13 protein-coding genes and 1 pseudogene are annotated in these 17,210 nt (G+C 37.9%); all 14 read left to right on the forward strand.

The window, feature by feature from the left end; genetic code table 11:
• Window positions 1-8 precede the first annotated feature (8 nt).
• The 14 genes and pseudogenes from HT708_RS09340 (at window position 9) to pulA (ending at window position 17,100) form a co-directional block, all read left to right on the forward strand.
• Window positions 9-317 (forward strand): hypothetical protein, encoded by a 309-nt coding sequence (locus HT708_RS09340; RefSeq protein ID WP_050223043.1) that lies wholly within the window; start codon window positions 9-11, stop codon window positions 315-317.
• Between the two features lie 221 nt (window positions 318-538).
• On the forward strand, window positions 539-907 hold the full coding sequence (mobC, locus tag HT708_RS09345) for a plasmid mobilization relaxosome protein MobC (protein WP_016398831.1): 369 nt from the start codon (window positions 539-541) through the stop codon (window positions 905-907).
• On the forward strand, window positions 898-2,574 hold the full coding sequence (locus tag HT708_RS09350) for a relaxase/mobilization nuclease domain-containing protein (protein ID WP_172926301.1): 1,677 nt from the start codon (window positions 898-900) through the stop codon (window positions 2,572-2,574). The genes mobC and HT708_RS09350 overlap by 10 nt, the downstream gene beginning before the upstream one ends.
• Before the next feature lie 88 nt (window positions 2,575-2,662).
• Window positions 2,663-3,469 carry a ParA family protein gene (locus HT708_RS09355; protein ID WP_050262562.1) on the forward strand — a complete coding sequence of 269 codons (807 nt, stop codon included), beginning with the start codon at window positions 2,663-2,665 and terminating at the stop codon, window positions 3,467-3,469.
• A gap of 52 nt (window positions 3,470-3,521) precedes the next feature.
• The gene (locus tag HT708_RS09360; RefSeq protein WP_172926302.1) at window positions 3,522-3,746 is read left to right on the forward strand and encodes a hypothetical protein; all 225 of its coding nucleotides are present in this window, start codon (window positions 3,522-3,524) and stop codon (window positions 3,744-3,746) included.
• A gap of 42 nt (window positions 3,747-3,788) precedes the next feature.
• Window positions 3,789-4,556 (forward strand): annotated as a pseudogene (locus HT708_RS09365) (Fic family protein); the annotation flags it as partial.
• 346 nt (window positions 4,557-4,902) lie between these two features.
• Window positions 4,903-5,640, forward strand: coding sequence for a hypothetical protein (locus HT708_RS09370; RefSeq protein ID WP_050223039.1), 738 nt, complete (start codon window positions 4,903-4,905; stop codon window positions 5,638-5,640).
• A 422-nt stretch (window positions 5,641-6,062) separates the two neighbouring features.
• A complete protein-coding gene (locus HT708_RS09375) occupies window positions 6,063-7,385 on the forward strand; it encodes an ISLre2 family transposase (protein ID WP_240156214.1) in 1,323 nt (440 codons plus the stop codon).
• 374 nt (window positions 7,386-7,759) lie between these two features.
• Window positions 7,760-9,661 carry an ABC-F family ATP-binding cassette domain-containing protein gene (locus HT708_RS09380; protein WP_023940130.1) on the forward strand — a complete coding sequence of 634 codons (1,902 nt, stop codon included), beginning with the start codon at window positions 7,760-7,762 and terminating at the stop codon, window positions 9,659-9,661.
• A 2-nt stretch (window positions 9,662-9,663) separates the two neighbouring features.
• Window positions 9,664-10,527 (forward strand): XRE/MutR family transcriptional regulator, encoded by an 864-nt coding sequence (locus HT708_RS09385; protein ID WP_054392794.1) that lies wholly within the window; start codon window positions 9,664-9,666, stop codon window positions 10,525-10,527.
• Window positions 10,528-10,606: 79 nt separating this feature from the next.
• Window positions 10,607-11,785, forward strand: a complete 1,179-nt coding sequence (locus tag HT708_RS09390; protein WP_023940134.1) for an MFS transporter — start codon at window positions 10,607-10,609, stop codon at window positions 11,783-11,785.
• 92 nt (window positions 11,786-11,877) lie between these two features.
• Entirely contained in the window at window positions 11,878-13,836 is a 1,959-nt protein-coding gene (ligA, locus tag HT708_RS09395; protein WP_054392795.1) for an NAD-dependent DNA ligase LigA, read from the forward strand.
• 2 nt (window positions 13,837-13,838) lie between these two features.
• Entirely contained in the window at window positions 13,839-14,798 is a 960-nt protein-coding gene (locus HT708_RS09400) for a diacylglycerol kinase family lipid kinase (RefSeq protein ID WP_000134182.1), read from the forward strand.
• Window positions 14,799-14,820: 22 nt separating this feature from the next.
• The gene (gene pulA, locus HT708_RS09405; RefSeq protein ID WP_054392796.1) at window positions 14,821-17,100 is read left to right on the forward strand and encodes a type I pullulanase; all 2,280 of its coding nucleotides are present in this window, start codon (window positions 14,821-14,823) and stop codon (window positions 17,098-17,100) included.
• Window positions 17,101-17,210 lie beyond the last annotated feature (110 nt).

The raw sequence follows: 17,210 nt of genomic DNA on the forward strand, positions 1-17,210 counted from the left end.
AACGGAAGATGATTGAACATCTAAAACAAGAAACTTTTGATCTTTTAATGGAGATATTTTTTGAGGAGGAGGCTACAGATTCGCCAAAAGTGAATGAAGTTAACCAGCACATTTCACGTAAAGAATGTCTCTACATTCTTCGTAGAGATATGCGAATTAAAACAAACTATGAGCTAGAAGAAGTAGAAATGTATCCCATTGCACTTAAAGAAATTGAAGGGATGAGTGATGAGAGATTTGAGCAACTCAAAGACGAAATTCTTAAAATGGAGATGGTTGATACAATGGAGCTTCTACTGGAAGACTTAAAAGTTTAATCAAACTTTTCCCTCGTTATAGAACAAGATTCCTGCTTGCAGGGATTAGGGGATTGGGGATTTCCCCAAAGATTTAAAAAGTCAAGAATAGTCAGGGATGACACCCTGACTAACTTTGACCTTTTTAAAAACAGCATTTGGATATCCAAGTGCTAATCTTGCCAGAAGAAAAGGGGGCGGACCCCCTCAGTCAAAAAATAGCAGAATAGAGGTGTAAGGTTTTGGAAAATGGAGAAAAACGCAAAAGACCAGTTCAAAAATTAATCAGATTAACTGAGGAAGAAAATCGGTTCATTTCAACAAAGGTTGCAGAATCTGGAATGACAAATTTTAATGCTTTTGCCCGAATTATGTTGATTATGGGCGAGGTCAAAATTTTAAATTTTGAAGAATTGAGAGAATTGCGTAAGGAAATAAATCGGATAGGCGTCAATATTAATCAGGTCGCAAAAAAGGTAAACGAAGATGACCAGGCTAGCCTAACTGAACTGAGTCAGATTCTTGAATTGCAGAAATATTTGAAAGATACAGTTAGCCAATTTATCCAAAAACAGGAAAATCAAACAAAGGAACAAGAGCGATGGTTGTAACAAAGGTTCTTCAAATAAAGGGTGTAGCTTCTTTAGGACGATCTACAAAATATATTGAGGATGAAGCTAAGACGGTCGATCTGACTGATACGAAAAGTTTAAATAATGCTTTACGCTATATCGAGAATCCATCTAAAACGAGTTTTTTAGAACAAGATGAACAGTTTGAATTTCCAGCAGTGGTTAAAGATGGCCGAGTAGTCAAGCAACTGGTATCTACTTATGGAATTACAGACGCTAGCACAGCGACAGAAGAATTTCTTTTGACCAAAAAGAATGCTGCTCAGCGAGCAGGGACAAAAGAACGATCTGACATTCACAATCCGAATCGGGTTTTGGCTCACCACATCATCCAATCATTTTCTCCTGAAGATGATTTGACTCCACAAGAAATTCATGAGATTGGTCGAAAAACAATTTTAGAATTAACTGGTGGACAACATGAATTTGTCATAGCGACTCACATGGATAAGGGGCACATTCACAATCACATCATTTTCAATTCCACTAATTCTGTTACATTAAAAAAGTTTCGTTGGCAGAAAAATACTGCTAGAAGCTTATTTAATATTTCAAACAAGTATTCTGATTTGGCTGGAGCTAAAATTCTCAAGGAGAGATTATGGACTAATCGAAAAACCTATCATGCCTATCGCAAAAAAAATTCTTTTCGCTATGAAATTAAATCACGCTTAGATTTTCTTTTGAAACATTCAACCTCTTTAGAGGATTTTAAGATTAAGGCACGAGCTTTAAATCTTGAAGTTGATACTTCAGGGAAGGAAATCAAATATTGTCTGACTGATCGGGATCAAACAAGAAATGTGAGGGATCGTACACTGTCCAAAAAAGGAAATTATTCTTTAGAGAAAATTTCTGAGAAAGTGGTTTCTAACGAGGTAACCTTATCTGTTGATGAAATAAAATCTGAATATGAAAAGATGGTGGCAGAACGAGAAGATGATTTTGAAATGAGAATCACAGTTGAAGAATGGCAGGTGATGGAAGAAACAAAAAATGGGATCTATCTTGAAATGGAATTTGGGATTAGAAATAAGGGAACAATTCTTATTCCAGCTCATCAGATTGAAAAAGCAGAAGATGGCTCTTATGAAATTTTTATCAGAAAAAATGATTTCTACTATTTTGTTAATCCTGAACACGCTGATAAGAATCGGTATATGAAGGGAGAAACAGTCGCTTCCCAGTTGTCGTATGATAATGGAGAAATGATTGTTCGGAAACATCCGAAAATCTCTAGTTTGGATCAGCTTGTTCGTGAATATAATTATCTATCTGCTCATGGAGTAACAGAAGGACAGCAATTTGATGAATTGTTAAATCGTTTTGAAGAGGAACTGGAAGAAGTAGATAACTTGCTTGATAAACTAGATCAACGCTTGGGTGAGCTTAATAAAATTCAGTCTGCATTTCTTGCATTGGAATCAAGCGATCCTCAGGAAGTGAAACTAGCTATTGCTATTATGAAAGACTTGAGAGTAGATCCTAGCACTCGCAAATCTGAGATTGATAAACTTGTTAAAGAGGCAACCTTTGAGCGCCAGGCTTTGTATCAACGGGTAGAAGCAATTACAAAAGATTATAAGCTACATCAAGACATTGAGAAAAATGTGGAGCAGCGTAAGGAAAGAGAAACTTCATTGTAAAAAATAATTATAAATATAATTATAAATATATTGACAAATATAATTATAATGGTATAATAGAAATATAGAAAAAGGATGGAGAAATAGAATGAAGATTATCACATTTGCCGCTATCAAAGGCGGTGTTGGAAAAACAACTTTGACATTTAATTATGGAGAATGGTTGGCTCGCAAAGGTCATAAAATTCTCTTTATAGATTTAGACCATCAATGTAATTTGACTCAGTGCTACAATATTTACGAAAGCAAGAATACGATTGCGAATGCCTTCAAAGGAGGTGACGTGGATATTAAGCCACTCAAGGAAAATATCAGTCTAATTCCAGGATCGGTTCAACTTGATACTGTAGAACGAGATCTGGAGAACAGCGATAAGAAAAATATGCTACTTTATCTTTGGCTAGAGGATAACTACGAAAAGAAGAAGTTGGATCAGTTTGACTATATCTTGATTGATTGTAGACCAGATTTTGCGACAGCTACTAAAAATGCTGTTGCGGTCAGTCACGCTATTATTAGTCCATTGACTCCTTCAGAGTTTGGTTATAATGCTAAATTCAATCTATCAACTCGGTTAGAAGCATTCAGAAAGGATGTAATTGACTATCGTACAAGAGAATCATACATTACTGCTGAGTTATATTTCTTAGCAAATATGATTCGACCAAACTACGGATCATCGAGAGAATTACTGGAAGCCCTGGGACTTGAAGCCAAAGAAAAGGGAACAGATAACCTTCTAGGAATTGTACCAGCAAAAGAGTTATTCAATCATTCCACGATTGATAAGATCTCTATTGCAGATATGGAGGAGAATCCTGAACTTTATCAAAAACACAAAAAGTTTTTCACTGAGCTGGAGCAGACTTTTTCAAAAATTTATGATACAATATAATTATATTTATAAATACAAATACAATTATAAATATAATTAGAAGGAGATTGTTATGGCATTCACACCAAAAGAAAAAGAGATTTCGCAGATTATCGAAGCACCCCACCAACCTGAGCAGGTTTCAGAGGTAGCCAACTTTGAAAGTTTTGAACGCAAAAAGCAATTCCAGTTTACTTTGAAACCAAGCAATCGGAAAAAATTAGATGAAATTGCTAAAGCAGCCGGAGCAAAGTCTGCATCAGATTATCTTGATAGGTGGCTAGAAAGTTTACAATAAAAAAACAGATATAACTATATCTGATTGCTACGAGGAGAAATTATGGATTTAATCACGAGACTCTTAGCAGAGAGAGAAGGAAAAGTACATGGTGGTATTTATGATATCACACAGAAACGCTTTGCTTATAATTCTAACCGAATTGAAGGAAGTCGTCTGACAGAAGAGCAGACTAGCTTAATTTATGAGACAAAGACGATCGCAAATATTGATGCAAAAGGAATCAAAATTGATGATTTGGTAGAAATGAATAATCATTTTAAATGTTTTGATTATATTTTAGATACCGTTAACGAGCCACTGACAGAGGACTATATTAAAACACTGCATCGTATTCTAAAAAGTGGCACCAGTTCTGAGCATAACCCGATAGCTCCAGTTGGTCGTTATAAAGTGTTGCAAAATGAGGTAGGAAAAATTGCGACAGCTTCTGTTGAACAGACTGAAGATGAGATGCTTTCTTTACTGATTGGCTATGATTTGAAAAAACAAAAAGATTTGAATTACTTAACAAGCTTTCATGCACAATTTGAAAGGATTCATCCTTTCGCAGATGGTAATGGTCGAATAGGTCGATTGCTCTTGTATAAACAATGCTTAAAAGAAGGGCTTACCCCCTTTATTGTGGACGATACGAATAAGGCAACTTATTATTCAGCACTTGAAGCCTTTCAGGTTCATGATAACAGACAGCTATTATTTGATTATTTCCGATCTGAGCAACTTTTTTATATGAATTATCTTAAAAATAAAGGGTTTGAAGGAGCTATTAATGATGAGAAAGAGGGAGACTTCATAAAAAAGTTCAGTGAAGAAAACAGAAAAGTAGACTTAGATGCTTTCTATAATGCAATTCAAGAAGGTGTAGATAAAGTAAATACGCAATTAGGAGCAAATATGCTTGAAATGGAAAAAACATCTGTAACACCTGGCATCAGAATCATTCTCACAGAAAATAATGCTTCGTATTCAAACAAAGAACTTAGAGCAATTATCAGTGCATTAAACAAATCTTTATATAAAATTGCCAAATCCCACGGAGTAAATAGCCCTAGATTCTACTACACTCTCAGTGGGGAAGAAGTAGCTGTGAATCGTTATGTAATGGCACCTGATGAAGTTAAGTTTTCTGGAATATTAAAGTAGGAGAACACTAATGAACATAGGGAAAATAATTAAAATAACTGAATATACTGCTTATATAGGTTATGAAGATGGAAGTTTAAAGGAAATTCCTATTGAATCTTGTGACTTTGAACCTAGTATAGGGGATTATGTAGAAGTTTATGAAGGTATTATCATAAAAGTCGACATCAACAAGAACAACATAGAGAAAAAGAACCAATATAAAAAAATAGGAATTATAGTCACTCTACTATTACTGTTTGTAATTATTGTTATAAGTTTTATAAATATTAAAGAACAAATTTCAAACAATCAAACAACTTCAAGTTCAACATCAAAACAAATTTCATCATCCAAAAAAAGTAGCTCTACCTCTTCATCTTCCTTAAAGGAAAGTAGTTCCAGTTCCTCATCCTCAGTACCATCAAAACCTAAGATTACTGTAGATAATGATAAAGCGAATTATGGTAAAGTAGACTATAACAAGTGGAATCATGATGAAATAGCCGTAGATACTAAAGTAAGAGTATATGGTAAAGTTTTACAAGCTATGGAAGATGGGAAAGCCTATACACTGCGTGTAGCCATAAATGATGACTATGATAAAATTATTTTGGTTTCTATTCCTTCTGAATACAACAATAGAGTTATAGCCGAAGATGACCATATAACATTGTACGGACTAGTAAAAGGAAGACAAAGTTATGAAACGGTCTTTAAATCCACAAAAACACTACCTCTCATGGTTGCCTATATGTACGAGAACTAGTACTACATGAAAAATAAAAAAACATAACCAAATTATTCACGTTTCAGATACACATATTATCATTCGACTCCACACAAACGATACTCTAAATGTTCCTATCAATGAGTTAACTTTTAATCCTAAAGTAAACGATATTGTTGAAGTTTACCAAAATCAATATTTTCTATTGGTTGCGAGATAATAATCTTGACAACTGTACTGAGCCTGGTTCTTATATCAGGCTTTTATTTTTACCTTGAAATAGAAACAGTTGAATTTCTGATACTCAATTAAATCACTTTAGTATTTTTCAATAAGAAATAGGGCGTTGATTTTAATTTAAAGAAACAGCCTATTTTATTCTTGGAACAAAAATAAATTTGAAGACTTGTTTTAAAAATCATACAATTTTCATAAGAATTGAAAGGGAAATGAAAAATTGTATGAAACAATTTGATGAATTGAGATTTAGTAGTCAGGAACAAGAAAAGACAAAACAAAATTTTTTACAGCATATTGCACAGTATGATGAGTCGATAAGCTCTAGTATGAGATCTAAAGGATATCGTTGTAAAAATCAGTCTGAACGTACCGTAGCTTTTACATTTGGAGAAGTGACCTTTTCTAGAAAACGTTGGTATAAAAATGGTGAATGTAGAATACCAGTTGATGAAATGTTAGGCTTAGAAAAGAATGTACGTCATTCACAGGAACTATTGTATCAAGCTGCGGTTCTAGCTACAAAACTACCCTATCGTCAGGTAGGAGAGACAATTGAGATGGTTTATAATGTAACTGTCACTAAAGATACCGTCAATAAGGTCGTCAAATTAGCCAATCAATTACTGGAAGAAAAGGATGATTATCGATTTTTTAAAGAAGAGAAGAAGATTGAAAAAATTAAAGCAGATACAATCTATATAGAGGGAGACGGTGTATATGTAAAAACGTCTGAAGATGGTTCTGAAAAAAGGAATATGGATTTATCACATTTTGTAGTTCATACAGGATCAAAACAGATTAGCCCGAATCGTTTTGAGCTAGAAAATAAAAAAGAGCTTATCCGATTGGATAATCGATCAGCTCGTAGAGAATTGTTGGATTTATTGGAAAATGAATATGAAATTACAAATGAGACTGTACTAGTTACCAATTCTGACTGTGGCAAGGGTTATACTCCACATGTATTTACTGAAATTGCTAAATCATTTAATGTTAAGAGACATGAGCATTTTTGGGACGAATATCACTTGAATAAAGAAATTAAAGAATTTACAAAGTCTTATCCGAGAGAGTTGAGAGAAGACTTATTTCAAGCTATTAGAGAGCATAATAAGAAATTATTAAGGCGTTCACTAGATACTATAGAATCTTTGATTAGTAGTGAAGAGGGAGAGGAAAAATTTGAATATTATTCGAGTAGGTTAATGAGGAATTTTCAGTATACGAAACCAGCGGAGATGAGAGGACTTCCAAAGGCAGGTATTGGGATTATGGAGAGCCAGCATAGAAAAATAACGTATAGAATGAAGCATAGAGGGATGTATTGGACAAGTGAAGGTGGGATAGCCGTAGCGAATATGATATTGTTAGAACGTGAAGGAAAATTAAGAGATTTATTTTTTGGAGAATGGAAGAGGGACTATGATAAGTATAGGTCATTGGATCATATCAGTGCGGATAGTGTTCGACCTAAAAATGACTCTAAAGACTACAAACTTCCCCGTTTACATAAAAATATAGAAAAGATATTTAAGATGAAATAATTTAAGTGCTAATTTCAACGAAAACAAAAATATAAATAAGCAAAAATTTCTAGTGAGATTTGGGCTTTTTTGGCGTGGAATAATTGACATTTATCCTGATTTTGGTATAATAGAGATATAAAAAACAACGAAAAAAGGAGTTGGAAATGAGCCTCCAACTCCGCAGAGTAACACAAACCACACTTGTATTACTCAGTCAATAAAATGATAGCATAAGAAGAAATCATTGTCAAGGGCTGAGCATACAAAAATGTTTAGCCCTTTCGTGTATCTGCATATATTTATATGTGATTTTGGCGTTTCTCAAAAATCGCGACACATACAATACTTACCATTATCTTGAATGCCTTAGGGAAACATGCTATACTACTTGTATGATTATTTTACAAGCTAATAAAATTGAACGTTCTTTTGCAGGAGAGGTTCTTTTCGATAATATCAACCTGCAAGTTGATGAACGAGATCGGATTGCCCTTGTTGGGAAAAATGGTGCAGGTAAGTCTACTCTTTTGAAGATTTTAGTTGGAGAAGAGGAGCTAACTAGCGGAGAAATCAATAAGAAAAAAGATATTTCTCTGTCTTACCTAGCCCAAGATAGCCGTTTTGAATCTGAAAACACTATCTACGATGAAATGCTTCATGTCTTTGATGATTTGCGTCGGACTGAGAAACAACTGCGTCAGATGGAGCTGGAGATGGGTGAAAAGTCTGGTGAGGATTTGGATAAACTGATGTCAGATTACGACCGCTTATCTGAAAATTTTCACCAAGCAGGTGGTTTCACTTATGAAGCTGATATTCGAGCGATTTTGAATGGATTCAAGTTTGACGAGTCTATGTGGCAGATGAAAATTGCTGAGCTTTCTGGTGGTCAAAATACCCGTCTGGCGCTGGCCAAAATGCTTCTTGAAAAGCCAAATCTCTTGGTCTTGGACGAGCCAACCAACCACTTGGATATTGAAACCATCGCCTGGCTAGAGAATTATTTGGTAAACTATAGCGGCGCCCTCATTATCGTCAGCCACGACCGTTATTTCTTGGATAAGGTTGCGACGATTACGCTGGATTTGACCAAGCATTCCTTGGATCGCTATGTGGGGAATTACTCTCGTTTTGTTGAGTTGAAGGAGCAGAAGCTAGCTACTGAAGCAAAAAACTATGAAAAGCAACAAAAGGAAATCGCTGCTCTGGAAGACTTTGTCAATCGCAATCTAGTCCGTGCTTCAACGACCAAACGCGCCCAATCCCGTCGTAAACAACTAGAAAAAATGGAGCGTTTGGACAAGCCTGAAGCTGGCAAGAAATCAGCCAATATGACCTTCCAGTCTGAAAAAACGTCTGGTAATGTTGTATTGACTGTTGAAAATGCAGCTATTGGCTATGATGGGGAAGTCCTGTCACAACCGATTAGCCTAGATCTTCGTAAGATGAATGCTGTCGCTATCGTTGGTCCAAATGGTATCGGCAAGTCAACCTTTATCAAGTCTATTGTGGACCAGATTCCTTTTATCAAGGGGGAAAAGCGCTTTGGCGCTAATGTTGAGGTTGGTTACTATGACCAGACCCAAAGCAAGCTGACACCAAGTAATACTGTACTGGATGAACTCTGGAATGATTTTAAGTTGACACCAGAAGTTGAAATCCGTAACCGTCTAGGTGCCTTCCTTTTCTCAGGAGATGATGTCAAAAAATCAGTTGGCATGCTGTCTGGTGGCGAGAAAGCACGTTTGCTTTTGGCTAAATTGTCTTTGGAAAACAACAACTTCTTGATTCTGGACGAGCCAACCAACCACTTGGATATTGATAGCAAGGAAGTGTTGGAAAATGCCTTGATTGACTTCGATGGAACTCTTCTCTTCGTCAGCCACGACCGTTACTTTATCAATCGTGTGGCAACTCATGTACTGGAATTGTCTGAGAATGGCTCGACTCTTTACTTGGGAGATTACGATTATTATGTCGATAAAAAGGCTGAAATGGAAGTCGGTCTGACAGAGGAAGCTTCAACCAGCAATCAAGCAAAAGAAGCAAGCCCAGTTAATGACTATCAAGCTCAGAAAGAAAGTCAAAAAGAAGTTCGTAAGCTCATGCGACAAATCGAAAGTCTAGAAGCTGAAATTGAAGAGCTAGAAAGTCAAAGCCAAGCCATTTCTGAACAAATGTTGGAAACAAACGATGCCGACAAACTGATGGAATTGCAGGCTGAGCTGGACAAAATCAGCCACCGTCAGGAAGAAGCTATGCTTGAGTGGGAAGAATTATCAGAGCAGGTGTAAAGATGGAACATCTTGGAAAAGTATTTCGTGAATTTCGAACAAGTGGAAATTATTCTTTAAAGGAAGCAGCAGGCGAGTCCTGTTCAACCTCTCAGTTATCTCGCTTTGAGCTTGGGGAATCTGACCTAGCAGTCTCACGTTTTTTTGAAATTTTGGATAATATTCATGTGACCATTGAAAATTTCATGGACAAGGCTAGGGATTTTCAAAATCATGAACATGTTGCTATGATGGCACAGATTATCCCACTTTACTACTCAAATGATATTGCAGGTTTTCAAAAGCTTCAAGAAGAACAACTTGAAAAGGCTAAGAGTTCGACGACTCCCCTTTATTTTGAGCTGAACTGGATTTTGTTACAGGGTCTGATTTGTCAAAGAGATTCGAGTTATGATATGAAGCAGGATGATTTGGATAAGGTAGCAGATTATCTCTTCAAAACAGAAGAATGGACTATGTATGAGTTGATTCTTTTCGGTAACCTCTATAGTTTCTACGATGTGGACTATGTCACTCGGATTGGTAGAGAAGTTATGGAGAGGGAGGAATTTTACCAAGAGATTGGTCGCCATAAGAGATTAGTGTTGATTTTAGCCCTTAATTGTTACCAGCATTGTTTAGAGCATCTTTCTTTTGATAACGCTAGCTATTTTGAGGCTTATACAGAGAAGATTATTGGTAAAGGTATTAAGCTTTATGAGCGTAATATTTTCCATTATTTAAAAGGTTTTGTCTTATATCAAAAAGGAAAGTGTAAAGAAGGTTATAAGCAGATGCAAGAGGCCATGCATATTTTTGACGTGCTAGGTCTTCCAGAGCAAGTAGCCTATTATCAGGAACACTACGAAAAATTTATCAAAAATTAATTTTCCCAAATAAGGGAAAAAATAAAAAGCTCCTTTCAGTTTTGATAAAATAGTTTCAAAATTTGAGAGGAGTTTTTATATGAATCGCTATGCAGTACAGTTGATTAGCCGTGGAGCTGTTAACAAGATAGGGAATATGCTCTATGATTATGGAAATAGTGTCTGGTTGGCTTCCATGGGGACTATGGGACAGACAGTTTTAGGAATGTATCAGATTTCTGAACTCGTCACATCTATTCTAGTCAATCCCTTTGGTGGAGTCATTTCAGACCGTTTTTCTCGTCGTAAGATTTTAATGGTGGCAGACCTTGTTTGTGGGATTCTTTGTCTGGCTATTTCTTTCATAAGGAATGATAGCTGGATGATTGGGGCTTTGATTGTTGCCAACATTGTTCAGGCGATTGCTTTTGCCTTTTCTCGTACAGCCAATAAAGCTATTATAACTGAGGTTGTTGAGAAAGATAAGATTGTGATCTATAACTCTCGCTTAGAGCTGGTTTTGCAGGTTGTAGGTGTTAGCTCTCCTGTTCTTTCCTTCCTTGTTTTACAGTTTGCAAGTCTCCATATGACGCTACTGCTAGACTCGCTGACTTTTTTCATTGCTTTTGTTCTAGTGGCTTTCCTTCCAAAAGAGGAAGCAAAAGTTCGAGAGAAAAAGGCTTTTACTGGGAGAGATATGTTTGTAGATATCAAGGATGGGTTACACTATATCTGGCATCAGCAAGAAATTTTCTTCCTTTTGCTGGTAGCTTCCAGCGTTAATTTCTTTTTTGCAGCTTTTGAATTTCTCCTCCCCTTTTCGAATCAGCTTTACGGGTCAGAAGGAGCCTATGCAAGTATTTTAACTATGGGGGCTATTGGTTCCATCATTGGGGCTCTTCTAGCTAGTAAAATTAAAGCTAATGTTTATAATCTTTTGATTTTACTGGCTTTGACAGGTGTCGGAGTTTTTATGATGGGATTACCACTGCCAACTTTTCTTTCCTTTTCTGGAAATTTAGTTTGTGAATTGTTTATGACGATTTTTAATATTCACTTTTTTACTCAAGTACAAACCAAGGTTGAGAGCGAATTTCTTGGGAGAGTACTAAGTACAATTTTTACCTTAGCTATTCTATTTATGCCTATTGCAAAAGGATTTATGACAGTCCTGCCAAGTGTACATCTCTCTTCTTTCCTGATAATTGGAAGTGGTGTTATCATCTTGTCTTGTATATCGTTTATTTATGTTCGAACTCATTTTGAAAAATTTATATAAGGTTGCTTGAGTTTTAAAAATAATTCCAAACTAAGTGTTTTTTCCGCCCTTCTCGTTTGTGAGGAGGGCTTGTTTTATGGTAAAATGGTTTTATGAATAAAAGAATGAATGAGTTAGTCGCCTTGCTCAATCGCTATGCGGCTGAGTACTATACCAGCGATAATCCCTCGGTTTCAGACAGTGAGTATGATCGCCTTTACCGAGAGTTGGTTGAGTTAGAAACTGCCTATCCAGATCAAGTGCTAGCAGACAGTCCGACCCATCGTGTTGGTGGCAAGATTTTAGATGGTTTTGAAAAATACAGTCATCAGTATCCTCTTTATAGTTTGCAGGATGCTTTTTCACGTGAGGAGCTTGAAGCTTTTGATGCGCGTGTTCGTAAGGAAGTGGCTTATCCGACCTATATTTGTGAGCTGAAAATCGATGGCTTATCTATCTCGCTGACTTATGAAAAGGGGATTTTAGTTGTTGGTGCAACACGTGGAGACGGTTCTATTGGAGAAAATATCACAGAAAATCTCAAACGTGTTAAGGACATTCCTTTGACTTTGCCAGAAGAACTAGATATCACAGTTCGTGGGGAATGTTACATGCCACGCGCTTCCTTTGACCAAGTTAACCAAGCGCGCCAAGAAAATGGAGAGCCTGAATTTGCTAATCCTCGTAATGCGGCAGCAGGAACTCTGCGTCAGTTGGATACAGCAGTAGTTGCCAAGCGCAATCTTGCTACCTTCCTCTATCAAGAAGCCAGCCCGTCAACTCGTGATAGTCAAGAAAAGGTTTTGAAGCACCTAGAACAACTAGGTTTTGTGGTCAATCCTAAGCGAATTCTGGCTGAAAGCATGGATGAAATCTGGAATTTTATCCAAGAAGTTGGACAAGAACGAGAAAATCTGCCTTACGATATTGATGGAGTGGTAATCAAGGTCAACGACCTAGCAGGCCAAGAAGAACTTGGCTTTACCGTTAAAGCTCCAAAGTGGGCAGTAGCCTACAAGTTCCCAGCTGAAGAAAAAGAAGCTCAACTCTTATCAGTTGATTGGACAGTTGGCCGTACGGGTGTTGTAACCCCAACTGCGAATCTAACACCAGTACAACTAGCTGGTACAACTGTTAGCCGTGCGACTCTGCACAATGTGGATTATATTGCTGAAAAAGATATCCGAAAAGATGATACGGTTATCGTTTATAAGGCTGGAGATATTATCCCTGCCGTTTTACGTGTAGTAGAGTCCAAACGGGTTTCTGAAGAGAAACTGGATATCCCTACAAACTGTCCAAGTTGTAACTCTGACTTGCTGCACTTTGAAGATGAAGTGGCCCTGCGTTGTATCAATCCGCGTTGCCCTGCTCAAATCATGGAAGGCTTGATTCACTTTGCTTCTCGTGATGCTATGAATATTACAGGCCTTGGTCCATCTATTGTTGAGAAACTCTTTGCTGCTAATTTAGTCAAGGATGTGGCGGATATTTATCGTTTGCAAGAAGAAGATTTCCTCCTTTTAGAGGGGATCAAGGAAAAGTCCGCTGCTAAACTGTATCAGGCTATCCAAGCATCTAAGGAAAATTCTGCCGAGAAGCTCTTATTTGGTTTGGGAATTCGCCATGTCGGAAACAAGGCCAGTCAGCTTTTACTTCAACATTTCCACTCAATTGAAAATCTGGTTCAGGCAGATCCAGAGGAAGTGGCTAGTATTGAGAGTCTGGGTGGTGTGATTGCCAAGAGTCTCCAGACTTATTTTGCGACAGAAGGCTCTGAAATTCTCCTCAGAGAATTGAAAGAAGCTGGGGTCAATCTGGATTATAAAGGTCAAACTGTAGTAGCGGATGCAGCCTTGTCAGGTTTGACAGTGGTATTGACTGGAAAATTGGAACGGCTCAAGCGCTCAGAAGCTAAAAGTAAACTCGAAAGTCTGGGGGCCAAAGTGACAGGCAGTGTGTCTAAAAAGACCGACCTCGTCGTGGCAGGAGCAGATGCTGGAAGTAAACTTCAAAAGGCGCAAGAACTTGCTATCGAAGTTCGAGATGAAGCTTGGCTAGAAAGTTTGTAACAATGACAGAAGAAAGAAAACGTGCGCGTTTAATTTATAACCCAACCTCAGGGCAGGAAATTATCAAGAAAAATATAGCAGAAGTGCTGGATGTTTTGGAAAATATTGGCTATGAAACCAGTGCCTTTCAAACGACTCCAGAACCTCTTTCGGCACAAAAAGAAGCTGAGAGAGCAGCCAAAGCTGGTTTTGATTTGATTATTGCTGCAGGTGGTGATGGAACAATTAATGAGGTAGTCAATGGGGTTGCCTCGCTCGATAAGAGACCTCGGCTTGCTATCATCCCAACAGGTACGACTAATGATTATGCGCGTGCCCTAAAAATTCCAATGGGTGATCCTGTTGCGGCTGCTCAGATTATTGCTAAAAATGAGACCATTCATATGGATATTGGACGAGCTTTTGGCGACAAATATTTTATTAATATTGCCGCTGCTGGAACCTTAACCGAATTGACTTACAGTGTTCCAAGTGAAGTCAAGACGCGTCTTGGTTATTTTGCCTATGTTGCTAAAGGCATTGAAATGTTTCCTAAGACCAAGGTTCGTCCAGTGAGAATCACACACGATCAGGGGGTCTTTGAAGGAGAGGTGTCATTGATTTTTGTTGCCTTGACCAATTCCATTGGAGGGTTTGAGCAGTTAGCGCCTGATACCAAGTTAGACGATGGTAATTTTACTCTGATTTTGGTCAAGACAGACAAGCTATTTGATATGTTGGGCTTATTGATACAGGCCATTAATGGTGGTCAGCATGTCTCAGACGTCAATATCGAATACCTTAAAACTAGCAAACTACGTTTAGAAGTTTTAGATGACCAAGAACCATTTATGCTGAACCTAGATGGGGAATATGGAGGAGATACCCCAGTTGAACTTCAAGTCTGCCATCATCACATCGAATTTTTTGTCAATCGAGACGAGATTAGTCAAGAATTTATTAGTGAAATAGAAACGAATTAAAAAGTAAAAAGGAAAAATAAAAATGTATAACTACCCTATGCGCATTCATTACCATCGCAAGAATGGTGAATACGACACTTGCTCTTTTGTAAAGAGTAAGGATCAACGAATTGATTTACTAACTTACCAAGAAGATTATTTTGGAGCCTTATTTAGCTTTGAACACCCAAGTGCTCATCCCTTAGAAAGCTTGAATTTTGTGGTTCACACAGGCCAAACTAGTAAAGAATATGCTATCCGTTTTAATCACTATCCCCTCTTAACAGAGGTCTGGATTTTGGAAGGCGATGATAGAATTTATTATTCTGAAAATCCTGCAATTGCAAGTCCTTTCTATAAAAATCAAAATCCTTTTGCTTTTGACAAGGCTATCAATAGCGCTAGTTTCGACCACCACTGGGGCTACCAAGGGGAATTGGGTTGCCGTGTAGAGGACAATCAGGCTCGTTTTGCTCTCTGGGCTCCAACAGCGACAGAAGTGCAGGTTGTCGTTTATGAATCAGCTGCTAATGATGCTCCTGTTTGGAAGACCTTTGAGATGGAGAGAGGCAATCGCTACTCTTATAATCACAAGGACAATACAATCGGTGTCTGGAGTTTGGATGTTGAGGAAGATTTGACTGGTAAGGCTTATCAGTATCAAGTCCAATTCCCTCACCACCAAACAGTGACACGCGATCCCTATACCATCGCGACCAGTCCTGATGGCAAACGTTCAGCTATCCTGAGCCATGAAGAAAAGCAAGTTGCAAACTTCGAGGTCAAGCACTGTTCAGAGGCTACTTGGCGCTTGGCAAATCCATGTAAGGCAGTTATTTGTGAAATGCACATTCGTGATTTGACCAAATCACCGACCTCAGGTGTGGATGAACATCTTCGAGGAACTTTCTTAGGTGCTGCACAGACTGGAACAGTTAACCAGTACGGCCAAGCAACTGCTTTTGATTACATCAAGAAGCTGGGCTACAATTATGTTCAGTTGCAACCAATTGCAGACCGTCACAAAGAATACGATGAGGATGGGAATGTAACCTACAACTGGGGTTATGACCCACAAAACTATAACGCGCCAGAAACTAGTTTTTCAACTAATCCAGACGACCCAGCTCAGGTTATTCGTGATTTGAAGACCATGGTTCAAGCTTACCACGATGCGGGTATTGGTGTTATTATGGATGTGGTCTATAACCATACCTTCTCAGTTGTTGATGCACCTTTCCAAACAACTGTCCCTGATTACTATTATCGTATGAATCCAGACGGTACCTTCCAGAATGGAACAGGCGTTGGAAATGAAACAGCCAGTGAACACGAAATGTTCCGCAAGTATATGATTGATTCTCTTCTATACTGGGTTCAGGAATACAATATTGACGGCTTCCGTTTTGACTTAATGGGGATTCATGATGTCAAGACTATGCAGATGATTCGTCAAAGCTTAGATGAAATCGACCCTAACATTATCCTCTATGGAGAAGGTTGGGACATGGGAACAGGTCTTGCACCTTATGATAAGGCTAAGAAAGACAACGCCTACGAAATGCCAAATATTGGTTTCTTTAATGACAATCAGCGTGATGCTGTCAAAGGTGGAGAAGTTTACGGTGCTATCAAGTCAGGTTTTGTCAGCGGTGCTGCGACAGAGCCAATTCTAGCCAAAGCAATCCTAGGAAGTCGTGAATTAGGAACCTATACACATCCAAATCAGGTGCTTAACTATGTGGAAGCCCATGACAATTACAATCTTCACGATTTATTGGCAACCCTTCATCCAAACCAAAGTTCAGAACAAATCATGCGCAAGGTCGAGACAGCCACAGCTATGAACCTACTCATGCAAGGGATGGCCTTTATGGAAATCGGTCAAGAATTTGGTCGTACCAAACTGGTTGCGACTGGTGAGAATGGTGAGTTGACCCATGATGATAGAGAGCGTGCGATGAATAGCTATAATGCTCCTGACAGTGTGAACCAAGTCAACTGGGATTTGATCAATGAGCGTCAAGACAGTATTGAGTTTATCCGTCAAGTCATCCGATTGAAGACAAAAACTGGTGCCTTTTCTTACTCTAGCTATGATGAAATTTACCATCATGTCTTTGTGCATTCTGCGATTGAACATAGCGGCTGCCTTATCTATGAAGTTCATGGGAAAGAACACCTCTTGGTGGTTGTGAATGCTAAATCAGAACCCTATCAATTTGAAAATGCAGGAAATTTAGCTATGTTGGTAACTAATAGTCGTTCAAAAGAAGATAATGTGTTAGATGATATTAGTCTAGCTGTCTTGAGTGTTTTATAAAGACCATCTATCTCGCTATTCTAACACATCATTGGAAGTGAACGAATAGAAAGAACTTAGTTGATAACTCACTTGTATAGAAAATTTGATAAATATTTTCATCAAACGTG

It is taken from the genome of Streptococcus sp. 3613, assembly GCF_013277375.1.
GTDB classification, from domain to species: domain Bacteria; phylum Bacillota; class Bacilli; order Lactobacillales; family Streptococcaceae; genus Streptococcus; species Streptococcus pseudopneumoniae.